Here is a 19,306-nt window from a genome sequence, read left to right on the forward strand (position 1 = left end):
CGCGGGTAACTTGACCTCGTGCGACAACAACTTAACCTCGGGCGCCATGGAGACGGGATCCCTCACCCGGGCGAGAGCGCTGCGCGGCCTGCCCGAGCTCGTCGGTGAGCTGGGGGGCGACGGGCCCGCGCTGTTCGCCCGGTTCCGGATCCCGGTGGCCGCCGTGGACGGGGCCGATCCGGACGCGCTGGTCCCGACCCGCTCGCTGGGCCGGGTGCTGGAGACCGCCGCCGGCGAGCTGTCCTGCCCGGACCTGGGGCTGCGGCTGGCCGAGCGGCAGGGCCCGGAGATCCTCGGGCCACTGGCGGTCGCCGTGCAGAGCTCGGCGACCTTCGGCGACGCGCTGGACTGCGCCTCGCGCTATCTGTACGTGCACAGCCCGGTGCTGACGGTCGGCACGGTGCCGGACCCGGAGGCCGCGCCGGGGGTGACCGGGCTGGAGTACGGCAGCACCGAACCGATGCCGCCGCAGGTCGCCGACCTGGGGATCGGGGTGCTGCACCGGATCGTGCGGCTGCTCGCCGGCGGCGCCTACGGCCTGCGGTCGGTGCACCTGCCGCATCCGCCGCTGGCCGCGCTGGACCGCTACCGCGGCTTCTTCGACGCCGACGTCCGGTTCGACCGGCCGGCGGCGGTGCTGCGGGTCCCGGCCGACCTGGTCCGGCGGCCGCTGGCCGGGGGCGGCGACGAGATCGTGCGGGCGATCGCGATCGACTACCTGGAGACCCACTTCGACCGCCCCGGCCGGACGGTCGCCGACCGGGTCCGGACCGCCGTCGACCGGTCGCTGGGCAGCGGACCGGTCCGGGTCGGCTCGGTCGCCCGGTTGCTGCGGGTGCACCCGCGCACCCTGCAACGGCACCTGGCGGGCGAGGGCACCACCTTCGAGCAGATCGTCGACCAGGCGCGCCGCGACCTGGCCGAGCGCCTGATCACCCGCACGGACCTGCCGTTCACCCAGGTCGCGGGCATGGTGGGGCTGGCCGAGCAGTCGGCGCTGACCCGCTCGGCGCGGCGCTGGTTCGGCGCGCCGCCGCGGGAGCTGCGCCGGCGGGCGTGACTGGCGCTCAGCCGGTCCGGGTGCGCATCTCGTAGCGCCGCTCGGCGTAGTCCAGGTCGTCGCGCCACAGCTTCGTCGCGGCGGCCGCCATCGCCGGCCGGATGGCCGGGGCCAGCCGGGACGCGATCGCGAACCCGGGCCGGTCCGATCCGGCGACGACCGCCTCGACCACCGACGTCCGCGGCCGGCCGTCGCGGCCCGGGCCGCGCGGCGTCGCGTGCGTCTCGACGACGCTGCCGACGCCCTCGCCGTCCACGATCCGCATGACCACGGTGCGCGGCTCCGGGCAGACGAACTCGGCCTGCACCGGCACCCCGACCCGCGGCCCGACCTTGAAGGTGACCGTCACCAGGAACCGGTCGTCGGCCTCCTCGATCTCGCCGACGTCGGTGACCTGCGGCGCGGACACGACGTCGAGCCGCTGGAAGGAGTACGGGTGGAACCAGGCGCCGTGCCAGGGGTCGAGCCGGTTGGCGACGATGTCCTCCGGCTCGCAGACGCCGGTCAGCGTGGTCACCGCGTCCAGGGTGCGGCCGGCCGGGCGGGCCGGGACGACGGGCGCGTCGGTCGGGTCCTCGCCGCCGAGCTCGTCGAGCCGGACCCAGACCAGCACGCCGTCGTCGTGCGCCGGGAAGGGGACCCAGCCCGGCCCGGAGCGGGTGCCCAGGCGCAGCCCGTGCCAGCGGCACACCAGCTCCCCGCAGTCGACGGCGGCGAGCGCCATCGGGGCACCCAGGTGCGGGCAGGCGCCCGGGCCGACCCGCACCGTCCCGGTGGTGTCCCGCCAGGCGACCAGCTCGGTCCCGCCGACCCGGGTGCCGAACGGCCGGTCCGCCCGGACCTGCCGGGAGGAGGCGAGCACGAACCAGTTCCCGGACGGCCGGGCCTGGGCCCGCTCCAGCGCGGCGGAGATCAGCTTGGGGTCCGCCCCGGCGTAGGTGGGGCGCTGGCGGGCCCAGTCCGATGGCGGCAGCGGCTGCAGCGGCCAGCTCGCCGGCCAGCGGCTCGAGATCCGGGACAGCAGGCTCATGACGGTTTCCTTCTCACGGGTCAGCGGGGGCGCATCGCGTACTCGGCGGCCCGGCGCAGCGGGCCGAACCGGCCACGGGTGGGGACGGTCTCCAGCGGATGGCCGGCCAGCCCCCAGCCGGCGAGCAGCCGGTTCGCGGCCAGCCAGCCGGTGCTCGCGGCCCGTTCCATCAGCGCGACCGGCAGGTCGATCCGGATGCCGTCGCCGGCCAGCACCAGGCCGTCGACCGGGGTGACGACGCCCGGCCTGCGGGCGAAGTCACCGATCCCGAACATCGGGCAGTCCCGGCGCCACTGCACCAGCTCGCCGACGGCGCGGGCGCCCGCGGTCTCCGGGTAGATCGCGTGCAGCCGGGCCAGGCAGCGGCTGCGCAGCTCGGCGGTCCAGGCCTCCTCGTCGGTCCCGGCGGGGACGGCCGCGGAGTAGGCGTGCAGCTCGACGACCGAGCCGCCGGTGCGGGCCGCCCAGGTCGCCGCGTCGCGCTCGTAGCGGTCCAGCACCGAGATGTTGTCCAGCGGGTCCAGTCCGCCGGTGCCCAGGAACGGCGGCCGGTCCTCGCGCACCGGGCGGTCCAGCCAGAGCCGGTACACCAGGAACGGCGGCGCGCTGCCCAGCGCGGCCACGTCCTCCCGCCAGGCGGGCAGCGCGTCCGGCCCGGCTGCCACGGCGGGCGGGCCGTCGCCGGGCCCGAGATCGGACGCGGCGACGATGTCCCGCAGCCCGGGCACGTCGGCGGCGAGGACGACCGCGTCGACCTCGGTACCGCCGGACGAATGATTCACGTGGAACCGTCCACTCGCGACATCGCGCTGCACCGACGACACCCGGGTGCCGGTCCGGAAGCCGACGCCGCGGGCGGTCAGGTAGTGCCGCAGCGGCTCCCACAGGGCGCTGTCGAACCCGTCGTCGGGCACGTCGAACATCAGCCCCTCGGACGAGCCGAGGAAGTAGATGTGGAACATCGTCGCCAGCTCGGCGGCCGACATGGTCGACGGCGGGGCGAAGAAGCTGCGGGAGAACACCTCGAACGCCAGGTGCCGGGCGGCCGGCGGGAAGTTGATCGACTCGAGGAAGGTCTGCGCGTCGACGTCGTCGAGCGCCTCGTAGATCGCCGGTACCGAGACCGCGGCCAGCGGGGCGGCGGCCCGCGGATCGAGCCCGGCCAGGTCGCGCGGCCGGAAGGTGGGGCTGCGCAGCGCGAACAGCACGGCATTCCACGGCGGGGTGCGGGGGAGGCCGCGGAAGGTGTCGCGGCGGCCCTCGGCGTCGATCAGCGGGTAGTCGTCGAGCGCGACCAGCCTGCGCAGGCCCGGATCGGCGCGGCGCAGCAGCGAGCGCAGGTTGTAGTACTGCCGGAAGAAGGCGTGGAACCCGCGGCCCATCGACACCGCGGTGCCGTCGGGCAGCCGGTCCGGCCAGGCGCCGACCCGGCCGCCGAGGTAGGGCTCGCGTTCCAGCACCTCGACGACGACGCCGCGCTCGGCCAGCCCGGTCGCCGCAGCCAGCCCGGCGATCCCGCCGCCGACCACCGCGACCCGCGGCCGCCTGCCGAGCACACCGGCGTCGCCGAGCCCGTCGGCCGGCGGATGCACGACCCGGCGCGGGTCGGCCGGGGCGACGCTCACCGGCGGGTCCCCAGCACGGTGTGCACGACACCGTTCTGCCAGCCGGTCATGGTCTCGGAGTGCACGGCGTCGAAGCCGGCGGTGCGCAGCCGGTCGCGCAGCCGCCCGATGCCGTCGAAGGTGTTCACGCTGCGCCACAGGTGCCGGTAGAGGGCCGTCTCACCGGTGGTGAGCCGGCCCAGCGGGACGATCACGCCCCAGCAGACCGCGTGCCAGACCGCCCGGGCCCGCGGCGAGTCGGCGACCGAGTACTCGTGCAGGGCGAGCACGCCGCCGGGGCGGAGCAGGTCGTGGAACCGGCGCAGCTGGGCGTCCGGGTCGTCGAGGTTGCGCAGCAGGTAGGCGGCGAGGATCCCGTCGAACGGCCCGGCCACCCCGGCGTCGGCGAGCGCCTCGGCGGTGGAGTGCACGAACCGCACCGAAGCCGGCCACGGCTTCGACCGGGCCCTGGCGAGCATCCCGGCCGAGGCGTCCACCGCGACGATCTCGGCCCGCGGCGCGGCCGCCAGCAGCGCCGCGGTGGAGGCGCCCGTGCCGCAGCCGGCGTCGAGCAGGCGCAGTCCGGCGCCGTCGCGGGGCAGCCGCATCCGGGCGGCCGAGGCGCGCAGGTGGTCGTGGTACCCGGGGTTCATCCCGACCAGCCGGTCGTAGTCGCCCGCACCGTCGTCGAAGTGCGTGGGAACCTCGTGGCGGGGCAGTCCGGCCCGGCCGACGGTTCCGGTGCGGGCGGGTCCGCCGCCGGGGTTCGGGGTGCTGTCCTCGGTGCTGTCGGCCATGCGCGGGAGCGTAGAACCGGACGTCGGGGACGGCGCGCCGGGGCAGCGGTGATCGGGTCCGGGCCGGACGCCGCCGATCGGGGGCCGCACCGCTCAGGCGATCCGGTCGGCGCAGCGCACGGCCATCGCACGGAGCACCCCGGCGACATCGTCGGTGAGCCGTCCGTCGCCGACCGCTCCGTCGACCAGCCGTAGCGCGCCCTGCACCCGGGTGCCGATCAGCTCGTCGATCCGGCGGCGGGCGCCGGTGGACTCGATCAGGGCGCGGGCCGCGTCGACGTCGACCGGGGCGTCCCGGTCGGACCCGAGCAGCAGCGCGTCCAACCGGGACCGGACCGACGGGCCGGCCAGCTCCCGGGCCAGCACGACCAGGCTGGTCGCCTTCCGCTCGGTCAGGTCGTCGCCGGTCGGCTTGCCGGTGGCGTCGGTGCCGAACACGCCGAGCGCGTCGTCGCGCATCTGGAACGCCTCGCCGATCATCGTGCCGTAGTCGCCGAGCAGCGCCAGCAGCTCGTCGCCCGCCCCGGCCATCGCCGCGCCCAGCTCCAGCGGGCGCCGGACGGTGTAATTGCCGGACTTGCGGCGCAGCACGTCCATCACCTCATCCAGGTCCGGCACCCGGCGGGCGTCGTTGACCAGGTCGGCGAACTGGCCGACGGCGAGCTCGGAGCGCATCGCGTCGTAGCGCGGCCAGCCTCGGTCGAGCACTGTCGCGGGCAGCCCGCTCTCCCGCATCGCCTGCTCGGCCCACACCAGGCACAGGTCGCCGAGCAGCACCGCCCCGGACTCGCCGAACCGCTCGGCGCTGCCGGACATGCCCTGCGCGCGATGCCAGGCGGCGAGCTGGACGTGCACGGTCGGCCGGCCGCGGCGCTGCACCGAGCCGTCCATCACGTCGTCCTGCAGGAGTGCGAAGGCGTGCAGCAGCTCCAGCCCGGCGACGGCGCGCAGCGCCTCCGGGGAGTCCGGTGCGGTGGTCCGCCAGCCGAGGTAGCCGAACATCGACCGCAGGTACTTGCCGCGGCCGACGAAATCGGCGAGCAGATCGGCGATGACGTCGGCGCCGGCGAGCGAGTGGACGTGCTCGGCGCACCGCTGCCGGACCGTCTCGTCGACGTGCCCGCGGACCCGGCGGCGTACCTCGCCGGGCCAGCCGCTGCCCGGCGGGAGCCGGACCGTCCGATCGCGCTGCCGGTTCGGTCCCGTCTCGACGACCATTTTCGCGCCTCCTGCGGTCCGGTCCGGACGGCGCGCCTGGGCGGTCCACGCCGGATGGCCCGAGGGTATGGGGGGCAGCGCCTTCGCGCCTGTCGACGTACCGGATCGGGAGTCCTCCGGAGGGAGGACGGGACGGCGCACGATGCACCTGCACCGGGCTGCCGCGGTGCGGTACCGCCGGACGTCAGCGCAGCCGCAGGAACGACCAGGCGGCCAGCCACACCGAGCCTGCGGTGAGCGCCATCGCCCCCGGAACGTGCACGACCAGGCCGGGATGGTCGCCGAAGTAGCCCTGGACGAAGGTGAAGGCGAACACTGCGACCGCCAGCACCGACGGCCACCACGGGCCGCCGTTGCGGGTGCGCAGCCAGATCGCGGCGCCGGCGGCCAGGCCGGTGACGACGTGCAGCACGATCGAGCCGGCCGCGTGCGGCCCGAGGTCGCCGCCGGTGAACAGCCCGGCCGCGCTCACGAACTGCCAGGCGATCACGGCGACCGAGGCCACCGCGAGCACCCGCAGCGCCAGCACGGGTGCGGACGACGCGGTGTCGGGGGCCGCGTGGCGGTTCTGGCTGGACATGGGACCCCCGGTCGGCTCCGTGCGACACCGGCTGCGGTGCAGCGGTGATCGCCGAGTCTGCCCGGATTCGTCGTCCGGCGCTCGGGCCGCGCGGGGCCGCCGGGTTTGCGCCACCGCGTACCGGGGAGGCGGGGACCGATGCGAACCGACTGGATCCGACACCTGAACGACAGCGACGGTCCCTTCGCGACCGTCGTGCTGGACGCCACGCACGACACCGCCGACGCGACCGAGCAGTACCGGCTGCGCTGGCGCGACCTGCGCGAGCGGCTCGCCGACGACGGCGCCGACGAGCGGACCCTCGCCGTGCTCGACGACGCGGTGGTGGATGCGCCCGCCCCGGACGGCACCGCGGGCCGGGTGCTCGTCGCCGACCCGGACGCCGTGCTGCTCGACCGGCACACCGAGGTCCCGCCGGAGCGCGGCACCGCGACCTGGGGCCCGGTGCCCGAGCTGCTGCCGGTGCTCGCCGCGGTCGGCGAGCAGATCCCGACGGTGGTCGTCGCGATCGACAACACCGGCGGCGAGATCCGCGCGGTCGACGGCACCGTGCAGACCGTGGACTCCGGGTCCTCCGGCCCGGTGCACAAGGCGAACACGGCGGGCCCCGGGGAGGGCGGCGCGGACGCCCGGGTCGAGGAGACCTGGAAGCGCAACGCGCAGGCCGTCGCCGAGCAGGTCGACAAGGCGGTCCGCGGCGGCAACGCCGAGCTGCTCGTGGTGGCCGGTGACGCACCGGCCAGGGCCCGGCTGCGCGACGAGCTGGCGCCGGCCTCGGCCGAGATCGTGGCCGAGATCGAGAACACCGGCGGGACCGTCCCGGAGCAGGTCGACGACACCGTGCGGGCGGCCGCCGACGAGGTCCGCGAGCGCCGCCGCGCCGAGGCGGTCACGAGCTACGCGACCGCCTCCGGCCGCACCGGCGGGCTGGCCGTGACCGGGCTGGGCGACGTCGTCGCGGCGGCCAGGGCGCACGCCGTGGAGACCCTCGTCGTCGACCCGGCGGCGGTCCCGGGTACCGAGCTGCTGGTCGGTGCGGACCCGACCGCGGTGGCCGAGAAGCCGGACGAGCTGCTCGACGGCGGGCCGGTCACGTCGGCCCCCGCGGTGGGCGTGCTGGTGCGGGCGGTGGCCGGCGCCGACGCGCGGGTGGTGCTCGCCGCCCCCGGCGACGGCGTCACGCTCGTCGACGGGCTCGGCGCCGTGCTGCGCTTCCCGATCGGGCCGGCCGCCTGAGCGGCGAACCGAGACGGTGCCCCGTCCCGGCAGGCCGAGCCGCCGGGGCGGGGCACGATCAGTTCCGGGCCCGGTGCCGCCCGCTGCCCCGGGCACCGCGCAGCAGCGGCCACGATCCGCACGACCACAGCGCCCACACCACCAGCAGCGGCTGTAACAGCAACCGGGTCGCCCGGGCGGCGTCGGTGTCCAGGCCGAACGCGGCGGTGCCGGTGAGGTACTGCGACACGTTGCCGGGGAACACCAGGACGAACAGCGCGGCCGCAGCGATCCCGACGGCGGGCCGCTGCCGGGCCGGCGCGAGGAGCACCGCGGCCCCGAGCGCGATCTCCACCAGCCCGGACACCAGCACGATCGCGCCGGGGGCGGGCAGGAACGGCGGGACCTGGGCCAGGAACTCGCCGGGCACGACCAGGTGCGCGATCCCGGCGGTCACCAGGAAGGCGCCGAGCAGCAGTCGGGCGGCGGTGCGTATCCAGGTCATCGGCCGGTGCCTCCGGTGCGGGCGTGCGGGATGTCACCCGATCGTCTCATCGCGGCGTCGTCGCTGCTCGGTCCGGGTGAATCTGGGCGGTCCGTGATTCCCCCCGGTGGCACCCGGGTAGTTCTGCGATGTCACGGTCCACGGCGGAGCCGGGTGCTGGGGAGCCTTCCGGCTCCGCTGATCTCACGGTCCGGGGCGCAGCCGTTCGGGGATGGCAGCGCCCCGGACCGTTATCGTGTCTGCCGGTCGCGGTAGCTCGTGCAGCCGCCGGACCTGCGGCGCGAGATCCGGGTCCGGCCCTCCACCCGGACCCCGGGTGCCACGTCCGACACCGGGCGCGGCCGGACCGGGCCGGGTGCCGCGCCGAGCTCCTGCAGCCAGCTGCGCAGCTGCGCGGTGGAGCTGGCGTGGACGATCCGGCCGAGGCCGGCCCCCAGCGCCTCCTCGGCCGGCTCGACGCACCGCTGCAGGTGTGCCCGGTCGCGCTCGTCCGTCGCCCCGCCCGTGCTCCGCCGGTCGCCGTCCGGGGCCCCGATGGTAGGCGCGCGGGCGGCGTGCGGCTGGACCCGGCGCCGGGGCGGGGGCATACCCTGTAGCGATGGACCAGCCCGGATCGGTCGCGCCGCTGGCGCTCGACGAGCAGCTCTGTTTCGCGCTGCACTCGGCCTCTCGGGCGATGACCGGCTGTTACCGGCCGGTGCTCGACGCGATCGGGCTCACCTACAGCCAGTACGCCGTGCTGCTGGTGCTGTGGGCCGAGGAGAGCATCCCGCAGCGGGAGCTGGGGGAGCGGATGCACCTCGACAGCGGCACGCTCTCCCCGATGCTGACCCGGCTGGAGAGCCGCGGCCTGATCACCCGGGCCCGCCGTCCCGACGACGAGCGGACCGTGCAGGTCTCGCTCACCGGGGAGGGGACGGCGCTGCGCGAGCGGGCCGCCGTCGCGCAGGACGAGGTGGTCCGTGCCACCGGCATGTCGACCGAGGAGATCGTCGCGCTGCGCGACGACCTGCAGCGTCTCGCCGCCCGGCTCCGGGCCGACGCCGGGACCGCCGCGGGCTGAGCCGGGCCCGGGCCGGTCCGGCCCGCACCCGTCCCCGGGTATATGCTTGTCGGTAAGCAACGAATCCGGAGAACGGAACGTGATGAGCGGCCTCGATCCCGACGAGCTCGTCCGGCTGCGCGTGGTCCTCGCCCGGATCACCCGCGGCCTGGACCGGCACTCCCGCGGGTCCGAACTGACCCGCACCCAGGTCTCGGTGCTCGGCACGGTCGTGGTCCGCGGCCCGCTGGGGATGGGGGAGCTCGCCGCGCTGGAGGGGCTCAATCCCACGATGCTGTCCCGGCTGGCCGGCAAGCTGGCGGCCGCCGGACTGCTGGTCCGCGACACCGACCCGGCCGACGGGCGGGCGGTGCGGGTCGCCGCCACCGAGGCCGGCATCGCCGAGCACACCCGCCAGCGCGAGGAACGCGCCCGGCTGCTCGCCGAACACGTCGACGGGCTCCCGGACGGCCACGCCGAGGGACTGCGTGCCGCGCTGCCCGCGCTCGAGGCCCTGGCGGGCTCGCTCCGAGCGGCCCGGTGAACGCCGCGGCGGCGCTCCGGTCGTACTCCGCACGGACCTTCTCGGCCCTGTCCGGGCGCAACTACCGGCTGTGGTTCGGCGGCCAGTCGATCTCCATGATCGGCACCTGGATGCAGTCGATCGCCCAGTCCTGGCTGGTCTACGAGCTGACCGGATCGGCGGCCGTGCTCGGCGCGGTCGTCGCGGTGCAGACCCTGCCCACCCTGCTGGTCGGCCCGTACGCGGGCGTCTGGGTGGACCGGCTGGACCGGCGCCGGCTGATGATCGGCCTGCAGACGTTGATGGGGTTGCAGGCACTCGCGCTGGCCGTGCTGACCCTCACCGGGACCGTCGTGCTGTGGCACGTCTTCGTCCTCGCCGCCGTCCTCGGCCTCAACAAGGCGTTCGAGAACCCGGCCCGGCAGGTGTTCGTGCACGAGCTGGTCGGCCCGGACGACCTGCGCAACGCCGTCACCCTCAACTCGGTGCTGGTGAACGCGGCCCGGGCGATCGGCCCGGCGGTCGCCGGGGTGGTGATCGTCGCGGGCGGGACCGGCGTGTGCTTCGCGGTGAACGCGGCCAGCTTCGTCGCCGTGGTGACCTCGCTGCTGCGGCTCGACGTCTCCGCGCTCACCCCGAGCGCGCCCACGCCGCGGGCACCCGGCCAGCTGCGCGCGGGGTTCACCTACGTCCGGCGCACCCCGGAGCTGAGCGTCCCGCTGGTGATGATGGCGCTGGTCGGCTGCCTGGCCTACGAGTTCCCGGTGGTGCTGCCGGTCGTCGCCTCGGAGACGTTCGGCGGCGACGCCGGCACCTACGGCTACCTGACCGCCGCGATGGGCGTCGGCGCGGTCGTCGGCGGCCTGATCGTCGCCGGCCGCGGCCGGACCGGGCTGCCCGCGCTGGTGCGCACCTCGCTGCTGTTCGGGCTGTCGATGGCGCTGGTCGCGGTGGCCCCGACGCTGTGGGTCGCGCTGGTCGCGATGGGCCTGGTCGGGATGTCCAGCGTCGCGTTCATGGCCGGCGGGAACAGCACCCTGCAGCTCGCCTCGGACCCCGCCATGCGGGGCCGGGTGATGGCGCTGTGGTCGGTCGCGTTCCTCGGGTCCACCCCGATCGGCGGCCCGATCGCGGGCTGGGTCAGCGAGCAGCTCGGCGGCCGCGGCGGACTGGCGCTCGGCGCGCTGTCCTGTGTCGGCGCCGCCGCGATCGGCTGGGCGGCGATGCGCCGGGCCGAGCGCCGCGGCTCAGCGGATCCGGCCGCCGGTGGCGATGCGCAGGAGGTTCCGCGCGGTTCCCTGCGGTGAGGTGCCCTCCTGCCAGACCGCGCGGAACTCCCGGGTCAGCTCGACGCCGTGCACCGGCACCTCGACCAGCAGCCCGGCCGCCAGGTCCGCGGCGACCACCATCCGGGGCAGCACCGCCGGGCCGTCCCCACGGCGGACGGCGGCCCGCACCGCGGCGTCGGCGGCCAGCTCGCGGACCGGCTCGGCGACCGGGGAGTCGCCTGCCGCGTCCCGCAGCGCGGCGTCCAGCACCGGCCGGGAACCGGCGTCCGGACGGCGGCTGACCAGCGGGGTCGCCGCCAGCCCCGCGCCGTCGATCCCCGGCCCGCCGGCCAGCGGATGCCCGGGCGGCACGACCAGCACCAGGGTGTCGCTCGCGACCGTGGTCGCGTGCAGCTTGTCCAGCGGGCCGCCGGTCTCGACGATCCCGACGGCGGCGTCGCCGTCCCGGACCGCGGCCGCCGGGTCCGCGGTGTCGAGCAGGGTGATCCGCCCGCCCGGCCCGTCGCGCAGCCCCACCAGCCAGCCGGGCAGCAGGCACTCGGCGGCCGTCGGGCCCGCGGCCAGCACCACGGTGTCCGCCGGGTCGTCCGGCGGGCGCAGGGTGGCGACGGCGGCGTCCAGGTCCTGGGCGGCGTCGAGCACCGGGCCCGCCCACTCGACGAGCAGCACCCCGCGCGCGGTGAGCCTGCTCGAACGCCGTCCGCGCCGTCCGCGCTCCAGCACCGGGGTGCCGACCAGCTGCTCCACCGCCCGGACCCGGGCGGTCGCGGCCTGCACGGACAGCCCGAGCTCGTGCGCGGCGGTGCCGAGGTTGCCGGTGCGGGCGATCGCGACGAGCAGGGCGAGGCCGGTCAGGTCGGGGACGTGCGTGGGAGCGGACATCCCGCCCAGCGTAGGCGGCGCGGACCCGGCCCCGAACTCCGGTGACGGCCGCGGCGCCCGCCGGTACCGTCCACCGATCGTGACCGGGATCCCGTTCGCCACCCGGGCCGGAGTGGCCGCCGACCTGCGCGCCCTGGGCCTGCGCCCCGGCGACGACGTCCTCGTCCATGCCGGGATCCGGGCGCTCGGCCCGCTGATCGACGGCCCGGACACGCTGGTCGACGCGCTGCTCGACGCCGTCTCCCCGGGCGGGACGGTGCTCGCCTACACCGACTGGCAGGCCCCGTACCTGGACCTGCTCGACGCCGACGGCCGGGTGCCCGACGAGCTGCGCCCGCACGTCCCGCCGTTCGATCCGGCGGCGTCCCGCGCGATCCGGGACAACGGCGCGTTCCCCGAGTTCCTGCGCACCCGCCCCGGCGCGTTGCGCAGCGGATCGCCGGGCGCCTCGGTCGCCGCGCTCGGTGCCCGCGCCGGATGGTTCGTGCGGGACCACCCGGTCGACCACGGCTACGGGCCGGGGTCACCGTTCGCGAAGCTCGTCGAGACGGGCGGGCGGGTCGCGATGATCGGCGCGCCGTGGGGCACGATGACCCTGCTGCACCACGCCGAGCACCTCGCCGACCTGCCCGGCAAGCGGGTCGTCCGCTACGAGGTGCCGTTCGCGGCGCCCGGCGGGGTCCACTGGCGGACCGTCACCGAGTTCGACACCAGCCGCCCGGTCAGCCCGGCATTCGACGGAGCCGGGCTCGACGGGGACGGGCCGGGGGAGGACCACCTCGGCCTCATCGTCGCCGGCTTCGTCGCCGCCGGAGGCGGCATGCACGGCAGGGTTGCCGGAGGCGGCATGCACGGCAGGGTTGCCGAGGGCGGCGTGCAGGGCCGGGTCGCCGGTGCGGACTCGCTGCTCGTCGACGCGGCCGCGGTGTGCGCGTTCGCGGTCGGCTGGCTGGAGGAGCGCGGCGGCGGTCAGCGGCCGAACAGCCCGCGCAGGTAGGCGGCCTGCCCGGCGTGCTGCAGGTCGTCGCCGAGCACGCTGACCAGCCGCGCGCCCAGCGTGACGCCCGCCCCGTAGGTGGGCGGCAGCACCCGGGCGAGCTCGGCGTCGGTGAGCGTCGCCAGGTGCGACACCGTCCTGGCGTGCACCGCCTCGCCGTACCCGGCGAGCAGCTCGGCGGTGGTCCGCACGGCGTCGACCTGCTCCCGGGTGTGCCCGTAGCCGGTGTCCTGAGGGTCGAGGGGGAGCCCGAACCGGTCCGCCCAGCCGTCCTCGATCCAGACCTGCCCGGTGCCGAACGCCTCAGCCACGTGGTCGTCCTGCACCCGCAGCAGGTGCCACACCAGCCAGCCGATCGGGTTCCCCGCCCCGTCGGGGCCGTCCGGGCGGCGGGCGAGATCGTCCTCGGTGAGCCCGTCGACGACGTCGTGCACCAGGCCGTCGACCCGGCCGAAGTGGTCGGTGAGCAGCTCGGCGGCGGTCAGCGTGTTCGTCATACCTACAGCTTCCCCCGCGATCCCTTCCGCATGCGGGCGCCCGCCGCATAGCGTGGAGCGTGGTGACCGAGATCGAGAAGACCCACAGTGCCCACTGGGGCGTGTTCCGTGCCCGCTACGACGGCGAGCGGTTGCGGGTGCGCCCGCACCCGGGCGACCCGGACCCGTCGCCGGTGCTGGACAACATCCCAGCCGCGGTCGCGCACCCGGCCCGGGTGACGGCCCCGGCGGTCCGGCGGGGCTGGTGGGAGCGCGGCCCGGGCCGGGATCCCGCGCGCGGCCGGGACGGCTACCTGACCGTCTCCTGGGACGCGGTGCTGGACCGGCTCGCCGAGGAGACCCACCGGGTCCGCTCGACCTACGGCGACGCCGCCGTCTACGGCGGGTCCTACGGCTGGGCGTCGGCCGGGCGGTTCCATCACGCGCAGGGCCAGCTGCACCGCTTCCTGGCGGCGACCGGCGGCTACACCCGCTCGGTCAACACCTACTCCGGCGGCGCGGCGGAGGTGATCCTGCCGCAGGTCCTCGGGGCGTTCGACTCGGTCAGCCGCAACGCCGTCACCTGGGACGCGGTGGCCGCGCACACCGACACCGTGCTGGCGTTCGGCGGGATGGCGCTGAAGAACTCGGCGATCGCCGCCGGCGGGGTGAGCCGGCACGTCGAGCGCGGCGCGATGCGCGCCGCCCGCGACCGCGGCGCGGTGTTCGTGCTGGTCAGCCCGCTGCGTCCGGACCTGCCGGAGGAGGTCGACGCGACCTGGCTGCCGATCCGCCCGGGCACCGACGTCGCGCTGATGCTGGCGCTGATGCACACCGTCGCCGCCGAGAACCGGCACGACGCGGACTTCCTCGACACCCACTGCGACGGCTGGGAGCAGCTGCGCGAGTACCTGTTCGCGGCACCGGTCAAGGACGCCGAGTGGGCCGCGGAGATCACCGGCATCGACGCGTCCGCGATCCGCGAGCTGGCCTGGCGGATCGCCTACGGGCGCACGCTGGTCACCGTCGCCCAGTCGCTGCAGCGCGCCGAGCACGGCGAGCAGCCGGTGTGGGGGGCGACCGCGCTGGCCGCGGTGCTCGGCCAGATCGGGCTGCCCGGCGGCGGATTCAACTACGGCCTCGGCTCGCTCGGGCACTACGGCAGGCTGCGCAACGCGGTGCCGGTGCCGGCCTTCTCCCGGATACCGAACCCGGTGTCGTCGTTCATCCCGGTGGCCCGGGTCGCCGACATGCTGCTGCACCCGGGGGAGACCTACGACTACAACGGCGCCGAGCACACCTACCCGCACGTGCGGCTGGCCTGGTGGGCCGGCGGCAACCCGTTCCACCACCACCAGGACCTGCGCCGGCTGCGCCGCGCGGTCGCCGAGCTGGACACCTTCGTGGTGCACGACCCGATGTGGACCGCCACCGCCCGGCACGCCGACGTCGTGCTGCCGTCCACGACCACCCTCGAACGCGACGACATGGGCGCGACCAGCGCCGATCCGCTGCTGGTCGCGATGAAGCAGCTCGTCCCGCCGCGCGGCGAGGCCCGCGACGACTACGACGTGTACGCCGCGCTCGCGCACCGGCTGGGCCACGGCGAGACGTTCACCGAGGGCCGCAGCGCGCACGACTGGCTGGTCCACATGTACGACCGGACCCGCAAGGCACTCGCCGATCGCGGGCTCGACGCCCCCGACTTCGACGAGTTCTGGGAGCGCGGCGAGCTGGAGCTGCCGCAGCGCCCGGACGACGGCGGCGTCCTCGGCCGGTTCCGGTCCGATCCGGTGGCGCACCCGCTGCCGACGCCGTCCGGCCGGATCCAGGTCGGGTCCGCGCCGATCGCCGGGTACGGCTACGCCGACCATCCCGGGCACCCGGCCTGGCTGGAGCCGACCGAGGCGCCCGACGAGCGGCACCCGTTCTGGCTGGTCTCCAACCAGCCCGCGACCCGGCTGCACTCGCAGCTGGACTTCGGCGCGCACTCGGCGGGCTCGAAGCGTTCCGGACGCGAGGTCGTCCGGATCCACCCGGACGACGCCGCCGGGCTCGGGATCGCCGACGGCGACGTCGTCCGGCTGTACAACGACCGCGGCGCCTGCCTGGCCTCGGCCCGGGTGACCGACGACATCCGGGCCGGCGTGCTGCAGCTGCCGACCGGCGCCTGGTGGGACCCGCGCCCGGACCCGGAGCGCCCGGACGCCGGCGACGACGCGCTCTGCGTGCACGGCAACCCGAACGCCCTGACCCGGGACCGCGGCTCGTCCCGGCTGGCCCAGGGCTGCACCGGTCAGCTGTGCGCGGTCGCGGTGGAACCCTTCCGCCACGAGCCGCCCGAGGTCACCGCGCACACTCCGCCCTGGATCGGGTGATCACGGATCGGGCACCGGAACGGTCGCCCGGCGAACGTCCCGGTGCCCGATCGGTGATCATGCGCCGGCGTTGCGGGCGCGGGCGGCGGCGATCCGGCGGTCGGCGAGCGCGGTGGCGGCGGTGAGCGCGTCGACGCCGTCGGCGTCCGCCGCGGCCAGGATCTCGGCGGTGGTGGCCCCGATCGCCTCCAGCCGGTCGGCGAACCCGGAGACGCCGCGGATCTCGGCCTCGCAGGAGATCAGCCCGCCGGCGTTGGCGACGAAGTCGGGCACGTAGTCGATGCCGCGTGCGCGCAGCCGCAGCGCCTGCTCGTCCCCGGCGAGCGCGTTGTTCGCGGCCGGCACGACCGCCCACGCGCGGAGCCGGTCAACCCGCTCGGCGTCGAGGACCAGGCCGGCCCCGGCCGGGCAGACCAGATCGACGTCGGCGAGCAGCACGTCGGCGCCGTCGGCCGGGACGGCACCGAAGCGGGTGACGGCGTCCCGGACCCGCTCCGGGTCCAGATCGTCGACGACGGTGCGGGCGCCCTCGGCGTGCACCAGCCCGACGATGTGCCCGCCGACGTTCCCGACGCCCTGCACGGCGACCGACAGCCCGGCCAGCGAGCTGTGCCCGCGCCGCAGCGCGACCGCGCGCATCGCGGCGACCACGCCGCGCGCGGTGGACGGCGACGGGTCCCGCTCGGCGCTCGCGACGACCGGGGTGTGCCCGGCGATCACCCGCAGGTCCTCCGGGCCGGTGCCCATGTCGGCGGCCGGGATGTAGCGGCCGCCGAGCAGCCCGATCGCCCGGCCGTGCGCGGCGAGCACCGCGGCGGTCTTCCCGGTGCGCGGATCGGCGTTGATCACCGACTTGCCGCCGCCGAGCGGCAGCCCGGCCAGCGCCGCCTTGTAGGTCATCGCCCTGGCCAGGCGCAGCGCGTCGGCGGCGGCGGTCTCGTCGTCGGGGTAGCGGCGGACCCGGACCCCGCCGAGTGCCGGCCCGAGCGAGGTGTCGTGCACGGCGATGAACCCGCGCGGGCCGCCGGCCGGGTCCCGGCTGACGAGCAGCTGCTCGAAGCCCTGCTCGGCGAACGTGGTGAGCGCGGTCGGCGCGCCCGGGGTCCTGCGGTCGATCAGTACGGTCATGGCTCCTTCTTCGTGCGGACGGGCGGGGGTCGGGATCAGGCCAGTGCCAGCTCCCAGGTGGGGTCGGTGAGCACGGCGCCGATCCGGGCGAGGACCCGGCTGCCGAGCTCGCCGTCGACGAGCCGGTGGTCGAACGACAGCGACAGCCGGGTCGTCCAGCGCGGGACGACGTCGTCGCCGACCACCCACGGCCGGCGGCGGAACGCGCCGAGGCAGAGGATCGCGGCCTCGCCGGGATTGAGGATCGGGGTCGCGGCGTCCACCCCGAACACCCCGATGTTGGTGATCGTGAGGGTGCCGCCGGTCAGGTCGGCGACCGGGGTGCGGCCGGACCGCGCGGTCTGCACCAGCGCGTCCAGCGCGCGGGCCAGGCCGGGCAGGTCGAGCCGGTCGGCGCCGGCGATGTTCGGCACGATCAGCCCGCGGTCGGTGGCGGCGGCGATCCCGAGGTTGACGGCGGCGTGCTGCACGATCTCGCCGGTCTCCGCCGACCAGCGGGCGTTGAACTCCGGATGGGCGCGCACGCCGGCGAGCACAGCGCGGGCGGCGACCAGCAGCGGGGTGACCCGGCTCCCGGCGAGCCGCGGGTCCTCGCGCAGCCGCGCCACCAGCTCGACCGTTCCGGTGACGTCGACGTCGAGGAACTCGGTGACGTGCGGTGCGGTGAAGGCGCTGCGGGTGACGGCGTCCGCGGTCGCCCGGCGGACCCCGCGGATCGGGGTCCGGATCTCGCCGTCCGGGGTGGCGGGGGAGAGCGCGGCGGTGAAGTGGCCCAGCACGTCCTCGCGCAGCACCCGCCCGCCCGGGCCGGTGGCGGTGACCGAGGTCAGTGGGATGCCGAGCTCGCGGGCCAGCCGGCGCACGGCGGGTGCGGCCGGTGGGGGCTCGCTGCCGCTCCCGGCCGGGCCGGTCCCGGGACCCGCCGGCGGGGTGGGTGACGGGGCTGCGACCCGGGCGGTCCCCGGCGCGTCCCCGGCCTGGCCGGGGGTGGGAGCCGGGCCGGCGCCGGTGGTCGTGCTGCCGACGCCGCTGATGCCGCCGCTGCCGTTGCCGGCGGTCCCGTTGCCGCTACACGCGTTGCTGCCGGCCTCGCTGCGGCCGGCCGCGCCGCCGCTGTTGCCGGTGTCCCCTGCGGCGGCGTCCCGGGCGCGTTTCCGCCTGCGGCTCGCCTCGGGCCGCGGACCGGGCCCGACCAGCACCGCGGGCTGTTCCCCGGGGGCGCCGGCCTCCACGGGCCCGGCAGCGGCAGAGCCGGGCCCGCCCGGCCCGGCGGCGGGGGACCCCGGTCCGTCCGGCCCGGCGAAGCGCAGCAGCACCGAACCGACCGGCACGGTGTCGCCCTCCGCGGCGCACAGCTCGGCGACCGTCCCGGCGTGCGGGCTGCTCAGCTCGACCAGCGACTTCGCGGTCTCGATGTCGGCCAGCGGATCGTTGATGCCGACGGTCTCGCCGGGGGAGACCCGCCAGGTGACGATCTCGGCCTCGGTCAGGCCCTCGCCGACGTCGGGCAGCCGGAACTCGGTGCCGGTCGGGACGGCGCCGGTGGGGACGGTGGAGCTGCTCATGCGGGGTCCAGGGTTCGGTCGACGGCGTCGAGCACGCGATCGAGATCGGGCAGGTACTCGTCCTCCAGCCGGGCCGGTGGGTAGGGCGCGTGGTAGGCGCCGACCCGCAGCACCGGGGCCTCGAGATCGAAGAAGCACTGTTCGGTCACCGCGGCGGCGACCTCGGCGCCGAGCCCCAGGAAGGTCGGGGCCTCGTGCGCGACGACGGCGCGCCGGGTCCGGCGCACCGACTCCAGGACGGTGTGCAGGTCGAGCGGGGACAGCGTCCGCAGGTCGACGACCTCCAGGTCGTGCCCGTCCGCCGCGGCGGCCTCGGCGGCGGCCAGGCAGACCGCGACCATCCCGCCGTAGGTGAGCAGCGTGAGGTCCCGCCCGGGCCGGACGATCCGGGCCCGGTCCAGCGGGAGCACCGCCGGATCGGCCGGATCGGTGGCGACCTCGCCGGTCGACCAGTAGCGCCGCTTCGGCTCGTAGAACAGCACCGGATCGTCACCGGTGACGGCCTGGCGCAGCATCCAGTGCGCGTCCTGCGGGGTGGAGCAGTAGACCACCCGCAGACCCGCGGTGTGCGCGAAGTACGCCTCGTTGGACTCGCTGTGGTGCTCGACGGCGCCGATGCCACCGCCGGCCGGGATCCGGATCACCACCGGCAGCCGGACCGCGCCGGCGGTGCGCGCATGCAGCTTGGCCAGCTGGGAGACGATCTGGTTGAACGCGGGATAGGCGAAGCCGTCGAACTGGATCTCGCAGACCGGCCGGTAGCCGTGCATCGCGAGCCCGATCGCGGTGCCCACGATGCCGGACTCGGCCAGCGGGGTGTCGAGCACCCGCGCCTCGCCGAAGTCCTTCTGCAGGCCGTCGGTGACCCGGAAGACGCCGCCGAGCCGGCCGACGTCCTCACCCATCACGAGTACCGCCGGGTCGTCCTCCAGGGTGCTGCGCAGCGCGTCGTTCAGCGCGCGGACCATTGTGGATTGCCTGGTCACAGGGTTGTCCTCGTCGTTGTCGGGCCGTGGC

General features: G+C 76.2%; 19 protein-coding genes. 7 read left to right on the top strand and 12 right to left on the bottom strand.

All coding sequences use genetic code 11. From position 1 onward, the window contains the following. Positions 1–46 precede the first annotated feature (46 nt). Positions 47–1,060 carry an AraC family transcriptional regulator gene (locus ABZ881_RS24185; protein WP_358487836.1) on the top strand — a complete coding sequence of 338 codons (1,014 nt, stop codon included), beginning with the start codon at positions 47–49 and terminating at the stop codon, positions 1,058–1,060. Between the two features lie 7 nt (positions 1,061–1,067). Here ABZ881_RS24185 and ABZ881_RS24190 read toward each other — a convergent pair whose 3' ends face one another. The 5 genes from ABZ881_RS24190 to ABZ881_RS24210 all read right to left on the bottom strand — a co-directional run bounded on the left by ABZ881_RS24190 (position 1,068) and on the right by ABZ881_RS24210 (position 6,289). Then, on the bottom strand, positions 1,068–2,090 hold the full coding sequence (locus ABZ881_RS24190; RefSeq protein ID WP_358487837.1) for a DUF5914 domain-containing protein: 1,023 nt from the start codon (positions 2,088–2,090) through the stop codon (positions 1,068–1,070). 20 nt (positions 2,091–2,110) lie between these two features. Next, on the bottom strand, positions 2,111–3,682 hold the full coding sequence (locus ABZ881_RS24195; RefSeq protein WP_358487907.1) for an FAD-dependent oxidoreductase: 1,572 nt from the start codon (positions 3,680–3,682) through the stop codon (positions 2,111–2,113). A gap of 29 nt (positions 3,683–3,711) precedes the next feature. Continuing rightward, a complete protein-coding gene (locus ABZ881_RS24200) occupies positions 3,712–4,491 on the bottom strand; it encodes a class I SAM-dependent methyltransferase (RefSeq protein ID WP_358487838.1) in 780 nt (259 codons plus the stop codon). 93 nt (positions 4,492–4,584) lie between these two features. Beyond that, positions 4,585–5,709: a polyprenyl synthetase family protein gene (locus ABZ881_RS24205; protein WP_358487839.1), complete on the bottom strand. Its 1,125-nt coding sequence runs from the start codon at positions 5,707–5,709 to the stop codon at positions 4,585–4,587. A 184-nt stretch (positions 5,710–5,893) separates the two neighbouring features. Then, on the bottom strand, positions 5,894–6,289 hold the full coding sequence (locus ABZ881_RS24210; RefSeq protein WP_358487841.1) for a hypothetical protein: 396 nt from the start codon (positions 6,287–6,289) through the stop codon (positions 5,894–5,896). 138 nt (positions 6,290–6,427) lie between these two features. On the opposite strand from ABZ881_RS24210, the gene ABZ881_RS24215 reads away from it, so the two are divergent. Then, positions 6,428–7,525 (top strand): hypothetical protein, encoded by a 1,098-nt coding sequence (locus ABZ881_RS24215; protein WP_358487842.1) that lies wholly within the window; start codon positions 6,428–6,430, stop codon positions 7,523–7,525. A 58-nt stretch (positions 7,526–7,583) separates the two neighbouring features. Here the strand turns inward: ABZ881_RS24215 and ABZ881_RS24220 are convergent, their stop codons facing one another. Both ABZ881_RS24220 and ABZ881_RS24225 read right to left on the bottom strand, forming a co-directional pair. Further along, positions 7,584–8,009 carry a hypothetical protein gene (locus tag ABZ881_RS24220; RefSeq protein WP_358487844.1) on the bottom strand — a complete coding sequence of 142 codons (426 nt, stop codon included), beginning with the start codon at positions 8,007–8,009 and terminating at the stop codon, positions 7,584–7,586. A 230-nt stretch (positions 8,010–8,239) separates the two neighbouring features. Continuing rightward, positions 8,240–8,596, bottom strand: coding sequence for a hypothetical protein (locus tag ABZ881_RS24225; protein WP_358487845.1), 357 nt, complete (start codon positions 8,594–8,596; stop codon positions 8,240–8,242). An 11-nt stretch (positions 8,597–8,607) separates the two neighbouring features. Here ABZ881_RS24225 and ABZ881_RS24230 point away from each other — a divergent pair, with 11 nt between their 5' ends. The 3 genes from ABZ881_RS24230 (at position 8,608) to ABZ881_RS24240 (ending at position 10,881) form a co-directional block, all read left to right on the top strand. Then, on the top strand, positions 8,608–9,072 hold the full coding sequence (locus tag ABZ881_RS24230; RefSeq protein ID WP_344017648.1) for a MarR family transcriptional regulator: 465 nt from the start codon (positions 8,608–8,610) through the stop codon (positions 9,070–9,072). 82 nt (positions 9,073–9,154) lie between these two features. Further along, the gene (locus ABZ881_RS24235) at positions 9,155–9,595 is read left to right on the top strand and encodes a MarR family transcriptional regulator (protein ID WP_358487847.1); all 441 of its coding nucleotides are present in this window, start codon (positions 9,155–9,157) and stop codon (positions 9,593–9,595) included. Beyond that, the gene (locus tag ABZ881_RS24240; RefSeq protein ID WP_358487848.1) at positions 9,592–10,881 is read left to right on the top strand and encodes an MFS transporter; all 1,290 of its coding nucleotides are present in this window, start codon (positions 9,592–9,594) and stop codon (positions 10,879–10,881) included. The genes ABZ881_RS24235 and ABZ881_RS24240 overlap by 4 nt, the downstream gene beginning before the upstream one ends. Here the strand turns inward: ABZ881_RS24240 and ABZ881_RS24245 are convergent. Next, the gene (locus tag ABZ881_RS24245) at positions 10,822–11,745 is read right to left on the bottom strand and encodes a LysR family transcriptional regulator (RefSeq protein WP_358487849.1); all 924 of its coding nucleotides are present in this window, start codon (positions 11,743–11,745) and stop codon (positions 10,822–10,824) included. The two genes, ABZ881_RS24240 and ABZ881_RS24245, sit on opposite strands and share 60 nt — an antisense overlap. Positions 11,746–11,824: 79 nt before the next feature. Here ABZ881_RS24245 and aac(3) point away from each other — a divergent pair, with 79 nt between their 5' ends. Continuing rightward, the gene (aac(3), locus tag ABZ881_RS24250) at positions 11,825–12,742 is read left to right on the top strand and encodes an aminoglycoside 3-N-acetyltransferase (RefSeq protein WP_358487851.1); all 918 of its coding nucleotides are present in this window, start codon (positions 11,825–11,827) and stop codon (positions 12,740–12,742) included. Here the strand turns inward: aac(3) and ABZ881_RS24255 are convergent. Beyond that, positions 12,715–13,239, bottom strand: a complete 525-nt coding sequence (locus tag ABZ881_RS24255; RefSeq protein WP_358487852.1) for a DinB family protein — start codon at positions 13,237–13,239, stop codon at positions 12,715–12,717. The two genes, aac(3) and ABZ881_RS24255, sit on opposite strands and share 28 nt — an antisense overlap. A gap of 62 nt (positions 13,240–13,301) precedes the next feature. Between ABZ881_RS24255 and ABZ881_RS24260 the strand changes: the two genes are divergently transcribed. After that, on the top strand, positions 13,302–15,596 hold the full coding sequence (locus ABZ881_RS24260; RefSeq protein ID WP_358487853.1) for a molybdopterin-dependent oxidoreductase: 2,295 nt from the start codon (positions 13,302–13,304) through the stop codon (positions 15,594–15,596). Positions 15,597–15,653: 57 nt separating this feature from the next. On the opposite strand, the gene ABZ881_RS24265 is transcribed toward ABZ881_RS24260, so the two are convergent. Genes ABZ881_RS24265 through ABZ881_RS24275 form a run of 3 tightly spaced genes read right to left on the bottom strand, consistent with a single transcriptional unit; the run spans position 15,654 to position 19,257 of the window. Continuing rightward, the gene (locus ABZ881_RS24265; protein WP_358487854.1) at positions 15,654–16,724 is read right to left on the bottom strand and encodes a Glu/Leu/Phe/Val dehydrogenase dimerization domain-containing protein; all 1,071 of its coding nucleotides are present in this window, start codon (positions 16,722–16,724) and stop codon (positions 15,654–15,656) included. 35 nt (positions 16,725–16,759) lie between these two features. Further along, positions 16,760–18,289: a 2-oxo acid dehydrogenase subunit E2 gene (locus ABZ881_RS24270; RefSeq protein WP_358487856.1), complete on the bottom strand. Its 1,530-nt coding sequence runs from the start codon at positions 18,287–18,289 to the stop codon at positions 16,760–16,762. Continuing rightward, positions 18,286–19,257 (bottom strand): alpha-ketoacid dehydrogenase subunit beta, encoded by a 972-nt coding sequence (locus ABZ881_RS24275; RefSeq protein ID WP_358487909.1) that lies wholly within the window; start codon positions 19,255–19,257, stop codon positions 18,286–18,288. The genes ABZ881_RS24270 and ABZ881_RS24275 overlap by 4 nt, the downstream gene beginning before the upstream one ends. Between the last annotated feature and the right edge of the window lie 49 nt (positions 19,258–19,306).

The sequence above is a fragment of the Pseudonocardia sp. NPDC046786 genome (assembly GCF_040645415.1).
Classification (GTDB): Bacteria; Actinomycetota; Actinomycetes; order Mycobacteriales; family Pseudonocardiaceae; genus Pseudonocardia; species Pseudonocardia kongjuensis.

What these genes read in the sequence shown, in the direction of transcription:
- ABZ881_RS24270 (WP_358487856.1), bottom strand. Translation starts at nt 18,289, where the DNA reads ATGAGCAGCTCCACCGTCCCCACCGGCGCCGTCCCGACCGGCACCGAG.
- ABZ881_RS24245 (WP_358487849.1), bottom strand. Translation starts at nt 11,745, where the DNA reads ATGTCCGCTCCCACGCACGTCCCCGACCTGACCGGCCTCGCCCTGCTC.
- ABZ881_RS24225 (WP_358487845.1), bottom strand. Translation starts at nt 8,596, where the DNA reads ATGCCCCCGCCCCGGCGCCGGGTCCAGCCGCACGCCGCCCGCGCGCCT.
- ABZ881_RS24275 (WP_358487909.1), bottom strand. Translation starts at nt 19,257, where the DNA reads ATGGTCCGCGCGCTGAACGACGCGCTGCGCAGCACCCTGGAGGACGAC.
- ABZ881_RS24230 (WP_344017648.1), top strand. Translation starts at nt 8,608, where the DNA reads ATGGACCAGCCCGGATCGGTCGCGCCGCTGGCGCTCGACGAGCAGCTC.
- ABZ881_RS24220 (WP_358487844.1), bottom strand. Translation starts at nt 8,009, where the DNA reads ATGACCTGGATACGCACCGCCGCCCGACTGCTGCTCGGCGCCTTCCTG.
- ABZ881_RS24210 (WP_358487841.1), bottom strand. Translation starts at nt 6,289, where the DNA reads ATGTCCAGCCAGAACCGCCACGCGGCCCCCGACACCGCGTCGTCCGCA.
- ABZ881_RS24205 (WP_358487839.1), bottom strand. Translation starts at nt 5,709, where the DNA reads ATGGTCGTCGAGACGGGACCGAACCGGCAGCGCGATCGGACGGTCCGG.
- ABZ881_RS24235 (WP_358487847.1), top strand. Translation starts at nt 9,155, where the DNA reads ATGAGCGGCCTCGATCCCGACGAGCTCGTCCGGCTGCGCGTGGTCCTC.
- ABZ881_RS24190 (WP_358487837.1), bottom strand. Translation starts at nt 2,090, where the DNA reads ATGAGCCTGCTGTCCCGGATCTCGAGCCGCTGGCCGGCGAGCTGGCCG.
- ABZ881_RS24215 (WP_358487842.1), top strand. Translation starts at nt 6,428, where the DNA reads ATGCGAACCGACTGGATCCGACACCTGAACGACAGCGACGGTCCCTTC.
- ABZ881_RS24200 (WP_358487838.1), bottom strand. Translation starts at nt 4,491, where the DNA reads ATGGCCGACAGCACCGAGGACAGCACCCCGAACCCCGGCGGCGGACCC.
- ABZ881_RS24255 (WP_358487852.1), bottom strand. Translation starts at nt 13,239, where the DNA reads ATGACGAACACGCTGACCGCCGCCGAGCTGCTCACCGACCACTTCGGC.
- ABZ881_RS24185 (WP_358487836.1), top strand. Translation starts at nt 47, where the DNA reads ATGGAGACGGGATCCCTCACCCGGGCGAGAGCGCTGCGCGGCCTGCCC.
- ABZ881_RS24265 (WP_358487854.1), bottom strand. Translation starts at nt 16,724, where the DNA reads ATGACCGTACTGATCGACCGCAGGACCCCGGGCGCGCCGACCGCGCTC.